Origin of the sequence: Pantoea sp. R102, from assembly GCF_004916815.1 — a bacterium.
Classification (GTDB): Bacteria; Pseudomonadota; Gammaproteobacteria; order Enterobacterales; family Enterobacteriaceae; genus Pantoea; species Pantoea dispersa.
On record NZ_SDFT01000024.1, the window covers coordinates 1 to 20,755 of the forward strand.

General features: G+C 58.4%; 16 protein-coding genes and 1 pseudogene. 6 read left to right on the top strand and 11 right to left on the bottom strand.

From position 1 onward, the window contains the following. Positions 1-199 (top strand): annotated as a pseudogene (locus ERD80_RS03235) (TetR/AcrR family transcriptional regulator); the annotation flags it as partial. Next, entirely contained in the window at positions 196-1,341 is a 1,146-nt protein-coding gene (locus ERD80_RS03240; RefSeq protein WP_136545712.1) for an MFS transporter, read from the top strand. The pseudogene ERD80_RS03235 and the gene ERD80_RS03240, both read left to right, overlap by 4 nt. On the opposite strand, the gene ERD80_RS03245 is transcribed toward ERD80_RS03240, so the two are convergent. The 3 genes from ERD80_RS03245 to ERD80_RS03255 are packed head-to-tail and all read right to left on the bottom strand — an operon-like array spanning position 1,338 to position 6,747. Continuing rightward, complete coding sequence (locus ERD80_RS03245; RefSeq protein ID WP_059009840.1) at positions 1,338-3,191, bottom strand: TolC family protein; 1,854 nt, start codon at positions 3,189-3,191, stop codon at positions 1,338-1,340. The genes ERD80_RS03240 and ERD80_RS03245 overlap by 4 nt on opposite strands. 5 nt (positions 3,192-3,196) lie before the next feature. After that, positions 3,197-4,438, bottom strand: coding sequence for an HlyD family type I secretion periplasmic adaptor subunit (locus tag ERD80_RS03250; RefSeq protein WP_058759830.1), 1,242 nt, complete (start codon positions 4,436-4,438; stop codon positions 3,197-3,199). Further along, positions 4,435-6,747, bottom strand: a complete 2,313-nt coding sequence (locus ERD80_RS03255; protein ID WP_136545714.1) for a type I secretion system permease/ATPase — start codon at positions 6,745-6,747, stop codon at positions 4,435-4,437. The genes ERD80_RS03250 and ERD80_RS03255 overlap by 4 nt, the downstream gene beginning before the upstream one ends. 269 nt (positions 6,748-7,016) lie before the next feature. On the opposite strand from ERD80_RS03255, the gene ddlA reads away from it, so the two are divergent. After that, positions 7,017-8,111, top strand: a complete 1,095-nt coding sequence (gene ddlA, locus ERD80_RS03260) for a D-alanine--D-alanine ligase (protein ID WP_136545716.1) — start codon at positions 7,017-7,019, stop codon at positions 8,109-8,111. Between the two features lie 16 nt (positions 8,112-8,127). On the opposite strand, the gene ERD80_RS03265 is transcribed toward ddlA, so the two are convergent. The 4 genes from ERD80_RS03265 to ERD80_RS03280 form a co-directional block, all read right to left on the bottom strand. Further along, positions 8,128-9,552 carry a GGDEF domain-containing protein gene (locus ERD80_RS03265; RefSeq protein WP_136545718.1) on the bottom strand — a complete coding sequence of 475 codons (1,425 nt, stop codon included), beginning with the start codon at positions 9,550-9,552 and terminating at the stop codon, positions 8,128-8,130. 292 nt (positions 9,553-9,844) lie between these two features. Beyond that, positions 9,845-11,320, bottom strand: a complete 1,476-nt coding sequence (locus tag ERD80_RS03270) for a SulP family inorganic anion transporter (RefSeq protein ID WP_021509685.1) — start codon at positions 11,318-11,320, stop codon at positions 9,845-9,847. Continuing rightward, positions 11,317-11,958, bottom strand: a complete 642-nt coding sequence (locus tag ERD80_RS03275) for a carbonic anhydrase (protein ID WP_136545728.1) — start codon at positions 11,956-11,958, stop codon at positions 11,317-11,319. Before ERD80_RS03275 ends, ERD80_RS03270 begins: the two co-directional genes overlap by 4 nt. Positions 11,959-12,538: 580 nt before the next feature. After that, positions 12,539-13,348 carry a 5'-nucleotidase, lipoprotein e(P4) family gene (locus ERD80_RS03280; protein ID WP_132464582.1) on the bottom strand — a complete coding sequence of 270 codons (810 nt, stop codon included), beginning with the start codon at positions 13,346-13,348 and terminating at the stop codon, positions 12,539-12,541. A 109-nt stretch (positions 13,349-13,457) separates the two neighbouring features. On the opposite strand from ERD80_RS03280, the gene ERD80_RS03285 reads away from it, so the two are divergent. Next, the gene (locus tag ERD80_RS03285; RefSeq protein ID WP_136545720.1) at positions 13,458-14,168 is read left to right on the top strand and encodes a polyphenol oxidase family protein; all 711 of its coding nucleotides are present in this window, start codon (positions 13,458-13,460) and stop codon (positions 14,166-14,168) included. A 31-nt stretch (positions 14,169-14,199) separates the two neighbouring features. On the opposite strand, the gene ERD80_RS03290 is transcribed toward ERD80_RS03285, so the two are convergent. The 4 genes from ERD80_RS03290 to ERD80_RS03305 all read right to left on the bottom strand — a co-directional run bounded on the left by ERD80_RS03290 (position 14,200) and on the right by ERD80_RS03305 (position 18,275). Continuing rightward, positions 14,200-15,519 carry a gluconate:H+ symporter gene (locus ERD80_RS03290; RefSeq protein WP_058771315.1) on the bottom strand — a complete coding sequence of 440 codons (1,320 nt, stop codon included), beginning with the start codon at positions 15,517-15,519 and terminating at the stop codon, positions 14,200-14,202. A gap of 79 nt (positions 15,520-15,598) precedes the next feature. Further along, positions 15,599-16,363 carry a gluconate 5-dehydrogenase gene (gene idnO / locus ERD80_RS03295; RefSeq protein ID WP_136545722.1) on the bottom strand — a complete coding sequence of 255 codons (765 nt, stop codon included), beginning with the start codon at positions 16,361-16,363 and terminating at the stop codon, positions 15,599-15,601. 9 nt (positions 16,364-16,372) lie between these two features. Then, entirely contained in the window at positions 16,373-17,404 is a 1,032-nt protein-coding gene (idnD, locus tag ERD80_RS03300) for an L-idonate 5-dehydrogenase (RefSeq protein ID WP_058771317.1), read from the bottom strand. Between the two features lie 169 nt (positions 17,405-17,573). Then, positions 17,574-18,275 (bottom strand): response regulator transcription factor, encoded by a 702-nt coding sequence (locus ERD80_RS03305; protein ID WP_058759838.1) that lies wholly within the window; start codon positions 18,273-18,275, stop codon positions 17,574-17,576. A gap of 299 nt (positions 18,276-18,574) precedes the next feature. Here ERD80_RS03305 and ERD80_RS22380 point away from each other — a divergent pair, with 299 nt between their 5' ends. Next, entirely contained in the window at positions 18,575-18,748 is a 174-nt protein-coding gene (locus ERD80_RS22380; protein WP_158251405.1) for a hypothetical protein, read from the top strand. A gap of 27 nt (positions 18,749-18,775) precedes the next feature. Beyond that, positions 18,776-20,755 (top strand): transporter substrate-binding domain-containing protein (locus ERD80_RS03310; RefSeq protein WP_136545724.1); only part of this gene is annotated, 1,980 nt, incomplete at its 3' end.

Below are 20,755 nucleotides of genomic sequence, written 5' to 3' on the forward strand. Positions count from 1 at the left end.
GGCGCTGGATTATCGTTACTGGCAGCGCGGCTATATCCGTGCCTGCCTGGCGCACTCGCACCAAAATTCGCCGTCAGCGCTAGCCGATGCCATCTGGATACTGTTTGAAGGGGCGATTATGGCCGGGTTGATTGACGGTCCGCAGGCCGCGGTCAATGCGCGTCTGGCGGCTGAGCAACTGATGGCGAATACGTCATGAAAGCCTCACTCCGCCTGACGCTGAGCGGCTTCATGCTGATCGCCGTGACCTACGGACTGGCGCGTTTTGCCTGGGGAATGATGATGCCGCAGGTGGCGCAGCAGATCAGCCTCAGCCCGCGCGCATCGGGCATGCTGGCCGCCTGCAGCTATCTGGCTTACTGCCTGGCCACGCCCGGCGCCACGCTGCTGCTGGCGCGCTGGGGCGTGCGCAGCACCGCCATGCTGGCAGCGCTGACGGCCATGCTCGGCTTACTGCTGCTGGCCGCTGCCGGCAGCACATGGCTGATTGCCGGTGGGCTGTTTATCGCCGGTCTCGGTGCCGGACTGGCTTCCCCGGCGCTCGCCAGTGCCGTGAGCCGGCAAATTGACGCGTCGCGGCAAACCGCCGCTAACACGTTCATTAACGCCGGCACCGGCGCGGGCATTATTGTGTCAGTGCCCATTTTTATGCTGGTGCCCGGCGGCTGGCGCGCAGCCTGCTGCTGTTTTGCCGTGCTGGCGTTAATCAGCCTGCTGCTGGCACGCTATTGCCTGCCCGCCGGGCGTGCCGATCCACAGAGATCGCCGGTTGGCTGGCGCGATCGGCTGCACAATCATGCGCTGCAGCGGGTGATCATCATCGCTTTTCTTAGCGGTGTCGCCAGCGCGGCATGGTGGTGTTTTGGACCGGATATATTGCGCCAGCACAGCCACCTGAACGAAGGCCAGGCCAGTATGCTGTGGCTGGTTAGCGGCGCGGCCGGCATTCTCGGCGCGCTGACCGGCCCGCTGGCACGCTGCATCGGTATGCGTCAGGTGTACTGGCTGGCGCAGCTGGCGATGGCCGTACCACTGCTGTTGCTGGCGGTGCTCACCCACTTTAGCTACTGGCTGGTACCGGCGGCGGCACTGTGCGGTGCGGGATACGTCACGCTGTCGGGTATTCTGTTGGTCGCGGGTGCCGCTGCCACGCCACAGAATGCGGCCTCTGGCGTGGCGGCGGCGTTTCTGACGCTGGCGATTGGGCAAATTGGCGGGGCGATACTCTTTGCGCAGCTCTACAGCAGCAGCGCCGTTACGGCACTGCTGCTGTTCGCTGCCATCCCGTTTGCGCTGCTATTTCTGGTACCGGCTAACCCGCCACAGCGCGCTGACGCTTAACGTCCGGTGGTGAGCCAGCGGCTGAGGATGCCGGCGCTGGAGTAGCCGCGAATGATCGCCGCGTAGCTGTCAAAGCGATTGCTCACTTCGCTCACCTGGTTGTTATACAGATCGCTCTCGGCGCTCAGGACATCCAGCAGCGAGCGGCGTCCGAGGTGATACCACTGATCGAAAAAGTCTTTGCGGATGCGGTCAGACTCGACAATCAGACTCTTATACAGCGCGGCGCGATCGGCCATCGAATGTGCATCCTGGCTGGCGGCGCGCACGCGATTTTCCAGGTCGCGTCGCTGCTCCTGCACCTGCTGACGGCTGGCTTCGGCGCGTTTAATCGCCGCAATCTCCTGCGCGTTAGTTGAACCACCGCGGAACAGGCCCCAGCTAACGTTGATGCCGGTTTGCCACGCCTGCTGGCGACCGAGCTGATCCTCACGCGTGCTTTTGGTTACCGTCCAGTTGAGTTTTGGCAGGCCGGAAGCTTTAATCGCCTCCGCTTCTTTAAACCCCGCTCGTGTTTCCGCATTGGCGCGCAGGATCAGCGGATGATAATCCAGGCTGGCCAGCTGACGATTGAGATCGCCAAAATTCATCGCCCAGCGATCGCTGGCTGGCAGCGTCACGCGACTGTTGCCCATCAGGCGGTTCAGCGTGATTTCGACATCGCGCGCGCGCGACTCGGCATTCTCCAGATAACTCTGCGCCTGCAGCAATCGGCCTTTGGCCTGCGTCAGCTCGCTGCGACGACCGGTATCTGACTGCACAATGCCGCTCAGCATGGTGGTCAGTTCGGTCATGCGCGCCACGTACTGCTGGCTGATGGCAATGATCCGCTGCTGCTTGTTCCACTCAATCAGCGCGTTGCTGACCTGCATCGCCAGCTCTTCACGCTGCGCCTGCGCCGCCTGCTGCGCCGAGGTCACGCGCTCTTCGCGGCTCTCGATGGTGCGGCTGGTCTGACCGAAATCAATCAGGTTGGTCGCCATCGACACGCCGAGCGCCGGCACGTTGCTCTGACTACCGTCGCTTTTTACCCCGCCACCAAACTCTTTGGTCGCCGAGCTGGCGCTGACATCCAGCTGCGGCCAGCGCTGCCCTTTCGCCTCATCCACGCTGGCGGCGGCGGCATCGGTCTGCGCCACGGACGATTTCAGCGCCGGGCTGATGCGCCAGGTGATGCGCGCGGCCGAGAGGAATTTCTGCCGCAGCTCGGATTCAGCCACGGTTTCATCCACTGCGCCGCTCAGGCTGACCGGTGAACGCGCCACGGCGGCATCGGCGGCAGTGGTTCTGGTTTCCGCTACTGGCGGACTGACATAACTGAACTCGCTCTGTGCTTTTACTTCTGCTTCATTCACCGGCACCGGCGCAGGCTGCTGTGGGTTGAAAGTGCGTACCGATTTCAGCAGCGGATTCGTCTGCCTGGGTTCCGGCTGGCGCTGCTCCTCCGTCAGAAAACCGCCGCCCTGTACCGGCTGCACCGGCGGTGGTGCAATCGGCGCTGCTGGCGCTGGGGCCGGTGAAGGTGCCGGCGCTGGTGCCGGCTGAGCGCGTGGCGCGGCGACCGGTGGTGCAACCGGCGCGGCCTGAGGTTGCGTAAACATCGGTTGCGGTGCCGGCGCGGTTGCAAAGCGCTGGACTGGCGCAACGGGCACGCGCTGTACCGGCGCGCTACGTACCGGTGCCGCAGCGGGGGCGGCCGGGCGATGTCCGCTCATCTCGGCAAACATCATCAGTTCACTGGTCGAATCGGCCATTACGCTGATGGCCGGGGCCATCATGACCGTAATGCAACCGGCAAGCAAAGAGAGGCGCCGCGCCGCTGCGCGACGGTGCATATTATTATTTTTCATGGTTATTAACGCTCGCGGAAGGCTTCTTTCGCCTTAAGTACCGGCTTCAGCAGGTAATCAAGGATGGTTTTCTCGCCGGTGCGGATTTCCACCGTGGCCACCATGCCGGGAATGATCGGCAGATCTTTGTTGCCTGCGTGCAGCGTGCTTTTATCGGTGAGGATCAACACGCGGTAATAGGTGTCATCCGGTCGGCCGGAAGCGGCTTTCTGATCGTCTTTCAGCGTATCCGGACTGATGTATTCCACATGGCCATCCAGTCCACCGTAGATGGCGAAGTCGTAGGCGGTGATTTTCACTTTGGCCGGCAGCCCCGGACGCAGGAAGGCGACATCAGAAGGACGGATTTTGCCCTCCACCAGCAGTTGCTCTTCCAGCGGCACGATTTCCAGGATGTGCTCACCGGGCTGAATCACGCCGCCGATGGTATTAACGCGCACGTTTTTCACCGTGCCGCGCACCGGTGCGGTAATGGTGGTGCGCTCGACCACGTCCGCGCGGCCAATCAGGTTTTCGCTTACCTGGCTGAGTTCCAGCTCCAGCCGCGCCAGTTCGGTGTTGGCATCAGACTGGTAACGGTTACGCCGCTCAACAATCTGCGCCTGGATGTCGTTCGCCTGGCGCTGCATACGCAGCAGCTCGACCTCAGACAGCAATCCTTTCGCCGCCAGCGGCTCCGCCAGGCGAATTTCACGCATCGACAGGGCATAGCTGCGCTGCAGTGAGTTAATGCTGTCGTTCAGCGCGCGCTTGCGTGATTCATAGGCTTTGGTCTCCTGCGCCACCACGGCGGGATCGCTCTTCACCTGCTCGTCAAATGTCAGCGGCTGCGCGTAGGCTTCGGCACGCAAACGCGCAATGCTGCCCTTCAGGCCAATCACCTTGCTCAGCGCCTCACGATAGCTTGATTGCGCACGCGTCGGATCGATTTTCAGCAGGACGTCGCCCCGGTTGACCACCGTGCCTTCACGCACATTCATTTCGGCGAGAATGCCGCCTTCCAGACTCTGAATCACCTGCTCGCGGCTGCGGGAAATCACTTTTCCGTCGCCTTTGGTGATCTCCTCCACCCGCGCATAGTTTGCCCAGGTGAGACCGATGCCAATCACCGCGATGATGATCCACATCACCAGTTTCGATCCCGGCGTGGTTTGCGACAGCAGGGACGCCTGCACGTCATTCATGAATTCGGCATCCGCAGCGGAGAGATTTTTGCTGCGGCTGCGCCATGGCATTAACTTGATCATACTGCGGCCTCCTCTGCCGCGGCGACGGCGGGCTCTGACGTTGCCGAAGCATCGTTAGCCGGCGCGGGTGCGCGCGCCGCCTGCTCTACCGCCTGACGCGGCGGCTGGCGGGTTTTACCTTTACCTTCCAGCGCGGCCAGCACCTGCTCTTTCGGGCCATCCGCGACAATTTTTCCTTCCTCAACCACGATGATGCGGTCGACCAGCGCCAGAATTGACGGACGATGCGTCACAACGATCAGCGTGTGACCTTCGCTGGCGCGACGCAGATGGGCGAGGAACTGGCTTTCGGTCATGCTGTCCATGGCGCTGGTCGGTTCATCCATCAGCAGCACTTTGGGCCGCGTCAGCAGAGTTCGCGCCAGCGCTACTAACTGACGCTGACCGCCCGACTGCCCTTCACCACCCTCGCCGACCGACAGGTTGATGCCGCTTGGATGGCGCGCCGCCACGTGATCGAGACCGGTCAGATTCAGCACGCGCAGCAGTTCATTCGCGGTGGCATCCGGCCGGCCAATCATCACGTTCTCGCGCAGCGTGCCGTAGAACAGGCGCGCATCCTGGCTGACGAAGCCCACCGCTTTGCGCCAGTCGGCCGGATCGATCTGGTTAACATCGAGTCCGTCAGCGGAGATCTGCCCTTTCACCGGCTGATACAGACGCGCCATCACGCGTAACAGCGTTGATTTACCGCTGCCGATGCGGCCAAGAATCGCCACGCGCTCACCGGCCTTGATAGTCAGCGAGATGTCTTTGAGGATTTCCGGATTGGGCTTCATCGGCGGTGCCGGATAAGAGAAGCTGACATTGCTGAGGGAGATCTCGCCGGTCAGCGGCGGATCGGTCAGGTAGGTTTTGCTGCTGTCGCGATCGACCGGCATCTCCATCAGCTTATTCAGCGAGGTCAGCGCCGCTTTGGCCTGCTGATAACGCACCGCCAGACCAATCACCTGACCCAGCGGGCCGGTGGCGCGGCTGGCCAGCATCACGGTGGCGATCATCGCACCCATGGTGAAGGTGCCGGCGTTGATCAGATAAACCCCGGCTACCACCAGCATCACGGTCTGAAACTGCTGCAGAAAGGTCACCACACCGGTTGCCAGCGTCGAATAGCGTTTTGACTTCATTGAGTTAGCCGACTGCAGCGCGCTGAAGTTCTCCCAGCGGCGCTGCATATGCGCTTCACCGCCCACGGCTTTCAGCGTTTCCATGCCTTCAACCGACTCGATCAGCACGCCCTGTTTCAGCGACGCATCGCGCAGGTTCTCTTTCATGATGCGCGCCAGCGGCCACTGGATCGCGGCGCTGACGATGATGATCAGCGGGATCATCATCAACGGAATAATCGCCAGCGGACCGCTGATAAAGAAGATCACGCCGACGAACATCAGGATAAACGGCAGATCCGAAATCGCCGCCAGCGTCGCCGAGGCAACAAAATCACGCACCGATTCGTATTCACGGATCTGGTTGGCGAAAGTGCCTGATGAGGCCGGTTTGTGCTCCATCTGGATCGACAACGCCTGACGGAACAGCATGCTGCCCAGCACCAGGTCGGCCTTTTTGCCCGCCATGTCCAGCAGATGTGCCCGCACAAAGCGGGTAATGGCTTCGAAGATCATGGCGATGGTGACGCCAATCGCCAGCGACCACAGCGTAACAAACGCCTGGTTCGGCACCACGCGATCGTAGACGTTCATGGTGAAGAAGATGCTGGAGAGTGCCAGTACGTTGATCAGCACGGCGGCAATGGCGGCGCTGCGGTAGTAACGGCGGTAGCGCCACAGGGTGCTGAACAGCCAGTGACCTTTGACCTCCGGCAGCATTTCACTGGCGCGCTCATCCAGTACCGCCGCCGGTTTCGCCATCACCGCAAAGCCGGCGTAAATCTCGTTGAGCTCCGCCAGGCTCATCTCCACCGCTTTATCACTCACCTCCGGCATGATCAGCTGGAAGCGCAGCTCGCGCTGATTCTCCTCATTGGTGTGAATGCGCCGCGACAGCACAATGCAGCCGCCGCCGTTCTGCCGCAGCAGTATCATCGGCATCAGCTGCTCGGGCAGATCCTGCAGGCGGCGTTCGACCATGCCGCCGGTAATGCCAGCGTTCTCCAGAGCGGTCATCGCCTGCGACGGCGACAGCAGCGTCGCTTTTGGCAGACCGGCGACCAGCGCCTCTTCACTCTTCTCGCGTTTGTAGTGTTTGCAAATCCACGCCACGCTTTTTAACAGCGTGTCATCCACGGTGGTTTCGATACGAGCAACAGAACGCGCATCCTGCTCCACGGCATTCTGCTTCTGGTCCATCATTTCCCGACTCCTGTAAACCTGACAAAAAACGGTGGACGCATCGTCCACCGCAGACTTTTCTTTGAATTGGGAAAATTCTGACAGAAGGCAGCTTTCAGGCCGTCCAAGACTTGTCTCAAACGGTGGAGAATATTTATGAATAAAGTGGGCAAAGCCCGACTGAATGCGGTCTGGCGACCGAACGATTGCAGAATAATCGCGGCGCTGTTGAGCGCTGTCCTGGGCGTGTTATCTTAGCTGCTCGCTTTACTGCAACCGGACAAAGAGCAATGGCAAAACAGCGGGTAGGTATCGTATTTGGCGGCAAGTCGGCTGAACATGAAGTGTCGTTACAGTCGGCCAAAAATATTCTTGAGGCGATCGATAAAAACAAATACGACGTGGTGCTGCTGGGGATCGACAAACAGGGCGAGTGGCATCTCAATGACGCTTCAGGCTTTCTGCTCAACGCCGACAATCCGGCGCTGATTGCCCTGAACCGCTCCGGTGAAAGCGTGGCGCTGGTGCCCGGCAGCCGCGCGGAGCAGCTGATTACGCGGCAGCAGGCGCAGCCGCTGTCGCAGCTGGATGTCATCTTCCCGATTGTGCACGGCACGCTGGGCGAAGATGGCTCGCTGCAGGGACTGCTGCGCATGGCCAATCTGCCGTTTGTCGGGTCGGATGTGCTGGGTTCCGCGGTCAGCATGGACAAAGATTTCACCAAACGCCTGCTGCGCGATGCCGGCCTGAAAGTGGCGCCGTGGCTGAGCGTCACCCAGACGCAGCGCGCGGCGCTGGATGTGCAGGCGGTGATTGCGCGCTTTGGCCTGCCGCTGTTTATCAAGCCAGCCAATCAGGGTTCATCCGTTGGGGTGAGCAAAGTGACGCAGCCGGACGAATTCGACGCGGCGCTGGATCTGGCGTTCCGCTTTGACCGCAAGGTCCTGATTGAACAGGGCATCAGTGGCCGTGAGATTGAGTGCGCGGTGCTGGGTAACGAGGCGCCAGAAGCCAGCCCGTGCGGTGAAATTGTGGTGCACGACGCCTTCTACTCGTATGACACCAAATATATCAGCGAGAGCGGCGCGCAGGTGGTGGTACCGGCTGACATCAGTGCGGAAGCCAGCGAGGCCATTCGGGCTGTAGCGATTACCGCGTTCCAGGCGCTGGAGTGCTTTGGCATGGCGCGCGTCGATGTGTTCCTCACCGATACGGGCGACATTATTGTCAACGAAGTGAATACCTTACCCGGCTTCACCAACATCAGCATGTATCCCAAACTGTGGCAGGCGGCCGGCCTGAGCTACAGCGATCTGATCACCCGCCTGATTGAGCTGGCGCAGCAGCGTCATCAGCAATCCAGCCAGCTGAAAAGCAGCGTGTAACCTGCGATGGCGTGGCTCAGGCCACGTCATGCGCCATGCTGCGCGGCGCGATTGCCGGTGAGGTCTGATTGCGGCCGTTGCGCTTGGCAACGTAAAGGTGTTTATCCGCCGCTGACACCAGGCGGTTGATCACCCCCGGCCATTCACGCTCGTTAACCGCACCGCCGCGCGCCAGGCCGAGGCTGACCGTCACGGTCACGGTGTTGCCCTGAATCCAGAACTTCTCTTTCACCATTGCCTGACGAATCACTTCGGCCAGCTGAAACAGCTGGCTATGGGTGTAATCAAACACCACTACCACGAACTCTTCACCACCGAAGCGACACACCAAACCGCGACTGCCGACCACGTGCTGCACGCGGCGCGCAATCTCCTCCAGCACGCCATCGCCGGCATCGTGGCCGAAATTATCGTTAATGGCTTTAAAGTAGTCGACATCCAGCATGATTACGCCGGCTTCGCGCTGCAGGGAAAACGGCTGCTGGCGCAGATTTTCATACAGGCCGGAGCGCGACAGCAGCTGGGTGAGGAAATCGTAATTGGCGCGCAGCGCCAGCCGGTGATTGAGCTGACGAATGGCGTCCATGCTCACCGCGACCAGCAGCGGGCTGAGCGCGACAGTCGCCACGCCCAGCCGTGCAGAAGTGAGATGGCTGATGGGCAGCAGCGAATCATCGCCCTGAATATTCATCACGCCGTGCGAGACCAGCACGATCTCGGTGATGCCGGTGAACAAAATCACCAGGCTGGTGATCGGAATCGGTAAGACAATGGCACACCAGATCAGCGCCGGCACCGGGAAAGTCAGGCTGCCCGCGCCACCAATCAGTGCTCCTACCGTGAGCGACAACACCACGGCGAGCAGCGGCAGCAGCTTCGCCGGGTGCAGCAGCGTCGGAAGCGGCACGCTGCGCAGCGGACGCGTCAGCATTACCGGCAGCAGCATCAGCGAGGTGGAGAACTGCTCGCTGAACCAGTCGGCCCATGCCACCACGAAACGCGCGTTGAAGTCGATATCCTGCGCCCAGGCGCCCCAGGTGGCGCAGGTCGCCGCGCCGAGCAGGCAGGCCGGGAAGATGCGCATGGCGTTGAAAACCTGGCTGTTTGCGCTTGGCGATTGCAGATGCTTAATCAGCATGCTCACTGACACCAGAATAAACAGAATATTGGCAAAATTGACGGTGACCGCTGGTAACGCCCAGCCGGAAAACACCGTATCGTTGAAAATCATGGCGGCAAAGCACACCAGATAACTGGAGGTGGTGTGCAGGAACGGGTTGCGCACCATTAAGCCAGCGATCAGCGCATTGACCGGCCAGAACAGGGAAAACTCTTCGGGAATACGCAAATGGCTGCCGACAAAGCAGAAAAACAGCGTAATGAGACACAGCGAAAGAGCATTCTTTTTGACATTATTCTCTTCAAACAGCTTAACGCGCATACGTCTGAACCCTGTAACCTGAAATCGCTGCCATCCGTCGCTGGCATCAGCAATCATTTAACCTGAAAAATCCGTGCGATAATTCGCTAATTAACCGGGTGTTCGTCGCCCTGCTCTGCGACTGAGCGGCGCTCACTCTGCCATGAAAGCCAGAGACGAGCTACCTGCCCCGCCGGCAGTAAGTGAAACAGGCAGACGCTGTGAGCGGCAATTATGCCGTATAAATAAAAAAATCGGATATCCGGGATATCCGATTCTGGCGAAAAAAACTGCATGACTGCGCGCGGGAACGTTATTTCACCGCCACCGGCCACTGGCTCAGCCGGATGCCGCGCTCACCGGCGCTATCCCCGAAATCCTGCAGCACCGCTTTCACGTCCGGATCCATATACTCGGCGTTATCGTGATCGACAATCACCACGCTATTTTCCGGGATCTCCGCCAGCAGCCCCTGCAATTTCGGGTTGTGCATAAAGGTCAGGTTTTGCTGAAAGCGCAGCACGTAATGGTCGTCATAGCGGGTAAGCTGCAGCGCGTTGCGGTGGCTTTGGTAGATGCTGCACAGAATCTGCGTGGCGATACCGATACCAATCCCGGCCAGCATGCCAAACACAATGATACCGCCGATGGTGGCAAGAAACGGCACGTACTGCTGCGCGCCCATGCGAATCTGTTCGACGAACAGGCGCGGCGTTGCCAGCTTATAGCCGGTATACAGCAGCACCGCCGCCAGGCTGGCGAGCGGAATCGCGTTAAGCAGAGCGCTGAACCACAAGCCACAAATCAGCAGCAGCACGCCGTGCAGCAGAATCGACAGTTTGGTTTGGGCACCAACGCTGACGTTGACCGAACTGCGCACAATCACCGCGGTAATGGGCATCGCCCCGAGCAAGCCGGCGGTCAGGTTACCGATGCCCTGCGCGAACATCTCTTTATTCGGTGACGGCGCCGGGTGCTGCGGACGCAGTTTTTTCAGCGCCTCCTGGCTGAGCAGCGTTTCAAGGCTGGCCACCAGCGCCAGCGTAATCGCTACCACCCACACCGACGGATTCTGCCACGCCAGCCAGTCAGGAGTTTCCAGCTCCGCCACCAGCGCCGACATACTGTCGAACGCCGGCAATACGATACGCGGCAGGCCTTCGCCGAGGCTGGGAAACAGGCGATCGCCCAACACCGTGGCGAGGCAGCCAAACAGCACCGCCACCAGCGGGCCGGGGATCCAGCTCAGCGCTTTAACCGCTTTGATCGCGGGCGTGGTCCACAGCCACAGAATCAGCAGCCCGCTACCGGCCACCAGCATCGCGCTGAGCGAAAACGAAAACTCCCCGCTGACCAGCGACTGCAGACCGGCATCGCTCGCTGCGCCCAGCGCCACCGGAATCTGCTGCATAATCAACAGCAGGCCAATGGCCGCCAGCATCCCTTTGATGACGCTGCCTGGCACCAGTGAGATAAAACGACCGGCGCGCAGCAGGCCGAGCATGCACTGCAGCACGCCAGCCAGAATCAGCGCGGTGAGAAACGCGGAAAAGCTGCCGAGCGTCTGGATTGACGCCACAACAATAGTCACCAGCCCCGCCGCCGGGCCGCTCACGGCAAAGCGCGAGGGACTGAGCGCGGTAACCAGCAGACCGCCGATCACCCCGGTGAGCAGACCGGCAAAGGGCGGCAGACCGCTGGCCTGCGCGATGCCCAGACACAGTGGCAGCGCCACCAGAAACACCACCAGACCAGCAGGAATATCCTGACGAAGCGTTTGCAGATTCATGATGAGGGTTCCTCTGACGATTGCTGTATTAACTCTTTCAGATGGCCGGACTGCAGGTCATACACGCAGCCAAATACATCCAGTTGCTGTCCGGCCTGCCAGGCCTGTTGCACCGGCTCGCAGCGCACCAGCTGGCTAAACTGGGCGATGACATTGGCTTCAACCAGCCGGTTTAGCTTGCTGCTCTCCTCTTCCTGCGCGGAACTGGCGTGATAGGCCACCAGCCCTTGCTGCAACGCGCGGCGCAGCGCGGCAATGCGCCTGGCGAGCGCCGAATCCTCCTGCGCTAACGGGCTGGCAGGCAGACCCAGCGCCGCCTGCACGCCGCCGCAGCCGTAGTGACCGCACAGCACAATGCGCTCGACGCCGAGATAAAAAATCGCGTACTGCAGCACGCTGAGAAAGTTGTCATCATCGGGTAGTACCATATTGGCGATATTGCGGTGCACGAATAGCTCGCCCGGATGCGAGCCGGTCAGCACTTCTGCCGGTACGCGGCTGTCGGAACAGCCAATCCACAGGGAGTGGGGTTTCTGCTGATGCAGATATTGTTCAAAGTAATCGGGATTACGCTCGCGGCGCTGGAGTGCCCAACTGCGATTTTTCGCTAATAAGGGTTTAAGGGTCGTCACAATTATCTTCTCTCTGTATCCGCAAATAGCGCTTCCGGGCAAATAAATGCATGGCGCAGCACGGTTTTAGCGTTCTGTGGCAGGTGAATACGGCGCTTTCTCACAGAAATTGGTTATAGACGCTTATGAATTGATTTGCACCAGGAATATTTCAGCCCGGCAGAAGAAGCGACCTTATGTAAAATAAGTGTCAGCAAATGTCATGGCAAAGTAAGTTAATGCAAGTGACGCAATCAGCGAGTATTTCATTAAAAATGAATATAATCAGTCTATTAATATGATTTTTTAAAACGCATTTCGGATGAACTGACAAATATATACACGTAAAACTTTTACGCCTTTACGCTGGTATAGTGGATTACGCTCTGCTCGCTGAGAAAAATCCTAATTACTAAATTTATGAATAGTGTTATCAGCTGGTTTTAACGTTATTTGCGATGATATTTCACTGAAGGCGGCGGAAGGATTAAGTAAGAGATCGGGAAAATGATAAGCAGAATAATAATTACAAAGAAACGTAAATATCAATGGCGCTGACTGCCTGCGATAAGCGCCCGCCAGGGCAGGCGCTATTTCGCTTGACGAATTATTTACCGTTCCAGGCTTTCATGCGGGATTCACGCACCTGCAGCTGCTGTTCCGGGGTTAACTTATTGTAGTTTTCAGCCATGCCGCTCTCCCAGTCGCCGTACAGTGGATTGGGCAGCACAATGAACTGGGTGCCGAAACGCTGATGGTTGAGCGTGACAAACTGCTGGCGCTGGGCGTTGCCCTGATGCCAGGTGGCACCGCCGAAGTCATTCAGGTTATCGCCGATATACAGCACCACGTTGTAGCCGGCGTTTTTAATCGCGTCGAAACGCGCCTGTTTATTGGAGTTGCCGGTACTGAGACGCACGGTTTTGTCGCTTACGCCGCTGAAGCCCAGCTTGTTGAGGTTATCGACCGTGGCCGCGTAGTCTTTCTGATCGCGGTTCGAGACGTAGAACATGGTGCCGCCGTGGCTATTCACGTAGTTGGCAAATTCGACGGCACCGGGCACCGAGGTCGCCTGGCGCGCCTGCGTCCACGCTGACCAGGTTTTACCGGAGAACGGCTGGCCGTTTTTTGCCTGCCACGCGCTGTAGGCGCTGTTATCGATCATGGTTTCATCCAGATCAACAATCACCGCTTTGGGTTTGCCGGTGAGCGAAGGGGCGCTATCGAACGCCATGCGTGCCGTGTTGAACGCCTGCCAGCTCAGCGCCTGATACTCGCCAGACTGCTGGAACCAGTTGACTGCCAGTACTGACTGCTGACCGAGTTGCTGCTGAGCCTGCTGTTTTTGCGGTTGGGCACAGCCGGTGAGCGTCAGGGCAATCAGGCCTGCCGCGGCCAGCCAGGAGGTGTTTTTCATCATGTCGTCCTTAAGTGATTATGGTCAGTTTTTGTAAAGCTTTAAAAATGTAGCAGTTAACGTAAGCTGTGGGCAGAGGAAAACCGGGGTCAGGTCACAGGAGACACTTATGGATAATCGCGGGCCGCGCTCGGCGCTGCTGGAGAGTCAACGCTGGCTGGAGTATGCCTTTCAGCCTGCCGGTCAGCAGGCACCGGCCGCTGCGGCGTACGGACAGCAGCGGCACAGCGCAAAAGTGGTGCTGGCCGGGCAAAACCGGCCGCCGAAAAGTTGTGAATCCGATGGGGTGATCAGTGACGATCATCAGCCGGTTGCGGTTTACACCGCTGACTGTTTGCCGGTGCTGTTTGCCGATGTGAAAACGCATCAGGTGGCGGCGGTACATGCCGGCTTGCAGGGTACGCTCGGCGGCGTGCTGAGCAGTGCCCTCGATCAGCTGCTGGCGGGTGGCGCGACGCCGGCATCCCTGCTGGTGGCGATCGGTCCGGCGATCGGCCCGTGCTGCTATGAGCTGGGCGTTGATCGCATCGCACAGATGCAGCAGCGCCCGGACCTGCCAGCGCTAAGCTGGTCACAGCAACAGCCGCATAATCCGCAGGCAATCCGACCTCAGGCACAGGCGCATCATCAGGGAGTATGGTTTGATTTGCCTCAGCTGGCGCGGGACCTGCTGTTACAGCGCGGCATTCCGGCGGCGCAGATTGATCGCGTGGCGGTGTGTACTTATTGCATGGCGGAGGCGGGTTCGAGCTATCGCTATAACACCCATTTTGACAGCGGCTATCAGTCACGTTTCTCGTGGATTCGCCGCCGCGCGTAAGCACGCTTCACCTCCCAGTGAAGCGCAGGCCTTAGTGAATGATGGCGTTGAGCGCCAGCACACCGGCGAGGCCGAGGATGGAGATCAGCGTTTCCATTACCGTCCAGGTTTTCAGCGTTTCCACCACGCTCAGGTTGAAATAGCCTTTGAACAGCCAGAAACCGGGATCGTTCACGTGCGAGGCGATCACGCTGCCTGAACCGACCGCCAGCACCATCAGCGCCGGATCGGTATGGGTAGCGGCAATGATCGGCGTCACGATGCCGGCGGTGGTGATCGCCGCGACGGTGGCCGATCCCAGCGCGATGCGCAGCATTGCCGCCACCGTCCAGCACATCAGCAGCGGTGACAGCGACGATCCTTTCATCAGATCGGCGATGTAATTACCGACACCGCTATCCACCAGCACCTGCTTAAAGGCGCCGCCGCCGGCAATGATAAAGACGATCATGGCGATGGCGGCAATCGAATCGCCACACATATCCATCACCTGCTCCATTTTGCGCCCGTTGCGCAGACCGAGGGTGAACACCGCAATTACCACGGCGATAAACAGCGCCACCGCCGGGTTGCCGATAAATTCAAAGAACTGGCGCAGCGCATTCTCTTTCGGCATCGTCAGTTCGCAGACTGCCGCAATCGCCATCAGCACCACCGGAATCACTGCAGCAAAGATGCTGATAAAGAAGCCCGGCATCTCCTCTTCGGTGAAAATTTTAGGGTTATACAGCCCTTCCGGCGGCGACTTTTCGAAGCTTTTGAGGAATTTTGAGAAGATCGGGCCGGCAATGATCACCGTCGGGATGGTAATGATTAAGCCGTACAGCAGCGTGGTGCCGAGATTGGCACCAAAGATGGTGGCAATGGCGGTTGGGCCGGGATGCGGCGGCAGGAAGCAGTGCGTCACCGACAGCGCTGCCACCATTGGCACGCCGACGTACAGCAGCGGCAGTCCGGCTGCCGCCACGATGGTGAACACCAGCGGTAGCAACAGTACGAAGCCGACTTCGTAGAACATCGCCAGACCGACGATCAGTCCGGTGACCACCAGCGCCCACTGCAGCCGCTGTTTACCGAACGCGGCAATCAGCGTGGTGGCCACCCGCTGGGCAGCGCCGGTATCGGACACCAGCCGCCCGAGCATGGCACCAAAGCCGAGGATCATCGCCAGGCCGCCGAGCGTGGAACCAATGCCTTTCTGAATCGAGGCCATCACATTGAGTGGCGTCATGCCTTCGGCGATACCTACCACCGCCGAGACAAACACCAACGCAATGAAGCCATTGACCTTGAAGACAATCATCAGAACCAGCAGCAGTATCACACCCAGCACAATTATGGTTATTGGCATTTTTTATTATCCTTAGGAAGACAGAGGGGTGTTTAAGGTTTAGGCGCGCACCGGCAATTACGCCAGCCGCGCCACGCCATTACACGGCGACGCGCATACCGCCATCAACAAACAGCAGATGGCCATTGACGAAATCAGATGCGCCCGACGCCAGGAACACCGCCGCGCCAATCAGCTCTTCCGGCTTGCCCCAGCGCGCGGCCGGCGTACGTTTGGTCAGCCAGCCGGTGAAGGCCGGATCGTCAGCCAGCGTCTGGGTCATCTCGGTGACGAAATAGCCCGGCGCAATGGCGTTAACCTGAATATTGTGCCGTGCCAGCTCCACGCACATGCCGCGCGTCAGCATAGTGACCGCGCCCTTGGAGGCGGCATACGGCGTGATGGTGTCGCGCCCCAGTTCGCTCTGCATTGAGCCGATGTTGATGATTTTTCCGCGCTGACGCTGCACCATTCTTTTCGCCACGGTTTGTGACACCAGAAACACTGCTGTCTGGTTGACGGCAATCACGTCGTTCCAGTCCTGCTCGGGAAACTCAAGAAACGGCCGGCGGCGCTGAATGCCGGCATTGTTCAACAGGATATCAATCGCGCCCCACTGACTTTCAATCTCCTCCACCGCCTGCTGAACCTGCGCCGACTGCGTGACGTCGAAGGCCTTCGCCCGCGCGTGATAACCCAGCTCGCGCAGTTTCGCCGCGCCCTGCTCTGCGCCGCCCTCGGTGGTGGCGTTGATGATCACTTCCGCGCCCGCCTCCGCCAGACCGCGCGCCAGCAGAAAACCGATGCCGCGCGCCGAACCGGTGAGCAGCACACGCTTGCCCGCCAGGGAAAATAGCTGACTCATACTGACTCCTTAAAACGTTAACTGGACTTTCGCCGCCCGGGTTTTATCACCGGCAAACTGCAGCGCCGCGTCGATATCCTGTAAGTCATACTCCCCGCTGAACAGCGGCAGCGGATTGACCACGCCGCGTGCCAGCCAGTCAACCGCCGTGTTGAATTCGTGGGTGAAACGGAAAGAACCGACCAGATTGATCTCTTTGGCGATCAGCGTCATCAGCGGAAAATCCGGAATGGTGCCGCCCATGCCAACCTGTACCAGCGTGCCTTTGGCGCACACCACGTCGAGACAGCGCTGCAGCGAAGATGGATGGCCGGAAGCCTCGAAAGCGACATCAAAGAAGCCTTTATCTGCAAGGTAGGGCGTGAAATCACCGTTAGCCGCGTGGATCACGCCGGTCGCACCCATCTGCTGTGCCAGGCTGAGCGAGCGTTCACTGATATCGCTGCAAATAATCTCCGCGGCTCCGCGGGCTTTGGCAGCGGCGGCAATCAGACAGCCAATCGGCCCGACGCCGGAAATGAACACGGTTTTGCCGCTCAGATCGCCCGCCTGCTGCGTGGCGTGGATGCACACGGCCAGTGGTTCAGCAAACACCATTACGCTGTCATCTGCCTCCTGCGGAAACGGCACGCACTGCGCGCTATCGACCACTTTGTATTGCGTGAAGCCGCCATCCACGTGCGGCAGATACATGGCGCTGCCGAAAAAGCGCATTGAGGTGCACTGATTTTGCTGCTCGCGCAGGCAGTATTTACAACTGCCGCACGGCTTTGAGGGATTGACCGCCACTTTCTGGTTGGGCTGGAGCTGCGGATCGTCGCTCTCCACCACGTAGCCGATCACTTCATGGCCGAGGATCATCGGCATCTTCACTTCGAAGCTGCCGACTTTACCTTCCTGATAGTAGTGCAGATCGGACCCGCAGATGCCGCCGCGCGTGATGCGCACCAGCGTGCCGGTGCCGTCCCACTGCACCTGCTGCTGTGCGACGCTGACCTGTTTTTTGCCGGTAATGACGCAGGATTGCGTTTCAATGTTCATTGTAGCCCCTTCAGTGCTGTAGCAATGGGGGCTATCACAGCGGGATACGGCCGGCGAAACTGTGACGAACATCACTCAAAGCGATGTTACAAAACGGCTGTTACCGGGAACGTGATGCAGAGAGGCGGAAAAACAGACGGCGGCCATTCCTGACCGCCTTAAACAGGGATTAGCTGCCCGACATCAGGTCGTGGCTGTATTTAAACAATTCCGAATCCGAGCGCAGGCCGAGCTTTTTCAGCGCCGACTGCTTTTGTCCGCTCACGGTTTTGCGGCTGCGTTTAAACTTCACGGCAATTTGCGACACGCTGAGCCCATCCAGAAAACAGCGCACCACTTCTACTTCGCGCGGACTAAGGGTTTTGACCTTCTCGTACATATTGCCTTTGCTGGAGAGATCGAGGTTTTCGTTGATGGCGTCTTCATTCATCACGTAGAGGTTTTCCACCTCGTACGCCACTTCCTGCGACAGGAATAGCCGCCCCTGCGCCACCTGACGAATCGCCTGGACGATCTCCTGCATATTGTGGCTTTTTCCAATAAAGCCCTTAACGCCGGCGCTCAGCACCATTTTGACAATCGCTGGACTCTCCATGGACGATGAGATCAAAATCTTTTGCTGCGGATAGTGATTTCGCAGCTGTTTCACCAGGGCCAGGCCATCCAGTTCCCGCTCGCCCAGCAAAAAATCCAGCACCAGCACATCCACCGTGGTGCTGCGCAGCTGACTAAACAGTTCATTACTTGAAGACCAGGTCCCGACCAGATGAATATCGGGTTCGTGTTTCAGGCATAACTCGAAAACGGTACGAACCATCGGGTGATCATCAAGGACAGCGACACGCACCTGTTTATTATGTGCATATACCATTCTTTTATTCCTTTATTACAGTCTCAATTTTGTCCAGTACTGATAACCACACCAGTGAAAATGACCTGAAAGTATGCGCTGACCGCTGCCGGGAAAATCGCCTGCAATGGTTTAAACCAAACGTCACCAGGTTAACACAAATTAGAATTTTGCTTACGCGTTTAACTTATTACCGCTAATTAAAAGGTAGTTTTACCGGATGAATGGACAGCAGCGGTTAGCGGCCCCGGAAAAACTGCGAAAATTCTGACGTAACTCTGCGAAAGGACCACATAAGAATTGTCTTGAAAGGTCATTTTATGGATAAACCGTTGAAATTTTTGAAATCAAAGCAAAAGCAATATCTAAAAAAAACTGCAAATGTTAATAATGAGTTAAACATTCGAGAATGGTCGCAAAATATCCTTAATGCGGCATTAGATCAGGCAGGCGGGAAAAATCTCTTTATACTCCTTTTCCCTTATCGGCATTAATGACTTTATTTTCTTCAGGAACGCACGGTGTTTAATCCTGTTAATTTCATCCGTCTGGCGGGCGTGGTCCTGTTTATTTTTTTTTGCGGCGCGCTGCAGGCGCAGGTCAAACCTTTGCAGCTTTTAGCGCGTTACGATACCGCACAGCCCGCGCTGCAGCTGGCTGAGCCCATCTCTTCTGCCTTTCGAAATAAAGTGATTAAAGTCGCAGTGGCCGGTAAATCACAGCCACCGATATATATGGATACCGATACGCGCCGCTTCGAAGGCCTGAGCGCCGACTACCTGTCGCTGATTCAAAGCATGCTGGAGACCAGCATTGAGCTTTATCACTTCCCCAGTCATAGCGCCGCGCAGCAGGCGGTGCTGAAGGGCGAAATGCATATGCTGGCGATTTACGTCGCCCAGCCATCGTCACAGTCGCAGCCGCTGCTGGCCAGCGCCCCGTGGATGCTGGATTACAGCGTGATGGGATTGAAGACCGACAGCGACCTTTTTCTCAATAACGGCATGCCCGAGCAAATCGCCTGGTCAGGCACGCCGCTGCAGCGCCAGTACCTGGAAGAGACATACGAAAACGCGCAGCTGGTGCGTTTCCCGGGCTACTATGATGCCGTCGCCGCCACCGTTTATGGTCAGACGGCGCGCGTCTGGGGAAATGCGGCGACGCTGACACACCTCAACCGCTATCTGTTTGCCAACGCGCTTACTATTCTGGCCGATGAGCATACGATTCCGCTCAACGTCGGTTTCGGCATCAGTCCGCTGTATCCTGCGCTGGCCGACGCCATCAACCAGGCGCTGCCGCAGATTCCGCTGTCTATCCGCATGCAGATTGCCAAACGCTGGCAGCTCGATCCCCATCATGTACTACAACGCAATCCGCTGGCGCTGACCGCCGACGAAGAGCAGTGGCTGCAAAACAACATACACATCGAGACCACCTTGCCGCTGGCACAGGCACCGCTCAGTAGCCGGACGCCGGCAGAGCAGTTTCGCGGCATGGCGCCGGACGTGCTGGAGCTGATCACCAGCCAGACCGGCCTGAATTTTGTGGCGCACGCCAGTAATGAACACCCCGGCGGACGTCCTCTGCCAAAGCTGTTTCCGCTGGAAATTCTGGAGCCACAGTTCGAAGCACAACCGGCTCTGATTACGCGTCCGTGGCTGGTTTCGCATTGGGTGATCATCCGCAATCAGCAGCCGGGAAACATTATGGCGCGCGACACCTTTCCGTTTGGTTCGGCGCTGATGCTAAAAAATCCGCTAATGAAAAGCTGGCTGCAGGAGCACTATCCGCACCTGTCGGTCAGCGATACCGATCGTCCGCTGGATGCGCTGCGCCAGCTGCTGGCGCGCAAGGTCGATGCGGTGATCGTGCCGAAAATTTTTGCCGACTACCATCTGCGCAACCATTTTGGCAGCGGGCTGATCGTCGAGGGTACGCTGGGCGCCGATCCCGCACGCTTTGTGATGCGCGTAGAGCCAGGCAATGAGACGCTGATCAGCATTCTCGATAAAGCGTTGCTGGCCATCCCGCCTGAAACGCTGTTTAAGCTGATGGCGCAGTGGCGTCAGGCGGAACCGCCGTTTCTCAGTAGCTCGTGGCAGAACTATAAGCAAACGATTCTGCTGATCGTTTCGGTATCGCTGGGATTGATTCTGTTGATCCTGCTGTGGAACCACCATCTGCGCAAAGTGATTCAGCAGCGTATGCAGGCAGAGAATGCGCTAAAAAATCAGCTCAATTTTACCCACACGCTGTTTAATGACTCGCCGGTGGCAATGTATATCCGCGATAAGCAAACGCGGCTGGTGGACTGTAACAATGCCTATCTGCGCTTTTTGCACATCAAACGCGAAGAGGTAATCGGTAAACGACTGTCGGACGTGTTCAACACCAATAACGCCAGCATTCATACCATTGAAGATGGTTATCAGCAGACGCTGCTGGATGGTGAAGCGGTAATGCGCGACGTCCAGCTGATGTTTGGCCAGCAGGCCTTC

Coding starts and splice junctions, on each gene's coding strand:
- idnD (WP_058771317.1), bottom strand. CDS start 17,404: ATGAACATTGAAACGCAATCCTGCGTCATTACCGGCAAAAAACAGGTC.
- ERD80_RS03270 (WP_021509685.1), bottom strand. CDS start 11,320: ATGAATCTGCAAACGCTTCGTCAGGATATTCCTGCTGGTCTGGTGGTG.
- ddlA (WP_136545716.1), top strand. CDS start 7,017: ATGGCAAAACAGCGGGTAGGTATCGTATTTGGCGGCAAGTCGGCTGAA.
- ERD80_RS03240 (WP_136545712.1), top strand. CDS start 196: ATGAAAGCCTCACTCCGCCTGACGCTGAGCGGCTTCATGCTGATCGCC.
- ERD80_RS03290 (WP_058771315.1), bottom strand. CDS start 15,519: ATGCCAATAACCATAATTGTGCTGGGTGTGATACTGCTGCTGGTTCTG.
- ERD80_RS03280 (WP_132464582.1), bottom strand. CDS start 13,348: ATGAAAAACACCTCCTGGCTGGCCGCGGCAGGCCTGATTGCCCTGACG.
- ERD80_RS03255 (WP_136545714.1), bottom strand. CDS start 6,747: ATGATGGACCAGAAGCAGAATGCCGTGGAGCAGGATGCGCGTTCTGTT.
- ERD80_RS03245 (WP_059009840.1), bottom strand. CDS start 3,191: ATGAAAAATAATAATATGCACCGTCGCGCAGCGGCGCGGCGCCTCTCT.
- ERD80_RS03250 (WP_058759830.1), bottom strand. CDS start 4,438: ATGATCAAGTTAATGCCATGGCGCAGCCGCAGCAAAAATCTCTCCGCT.
- ERD80_RS03285 (WP_136545720.1), top strand. CDS start 13,458: ATGGATAATCGCGGGCCGCGCTCGGCGCTGCTGGAGAGTCAACGCTGG.
- ERD80_RS03305 (WP_058759838.1), bottom strand. CDS start 18,275: ATGGTATATGCACATAATAAACAGGTGCGTGTCGCTGTCCTTGATGAT.
- ERD80_RS03265 (WP_136545718.1), bottom strand. CDS start 9,552: ATGCGCGTTAAGCTGTTTGAAGAGAATAATGTCAAAAAGAATGCTCTT.
- ERD80_RS22380 (WP_158251405.1), top strand. CDS start 18,575: ATGGATAAACCGTTGAAATTTTTGAAATCAAAGCAAAAGCAATATCTA.
- idnO (WP_136545722.1), bottom strand. CDS start 16,363: ATGAGTCAGCTATTTTCCCTGGCGGGCAAGCGTGTGCTGCTCACCGGT.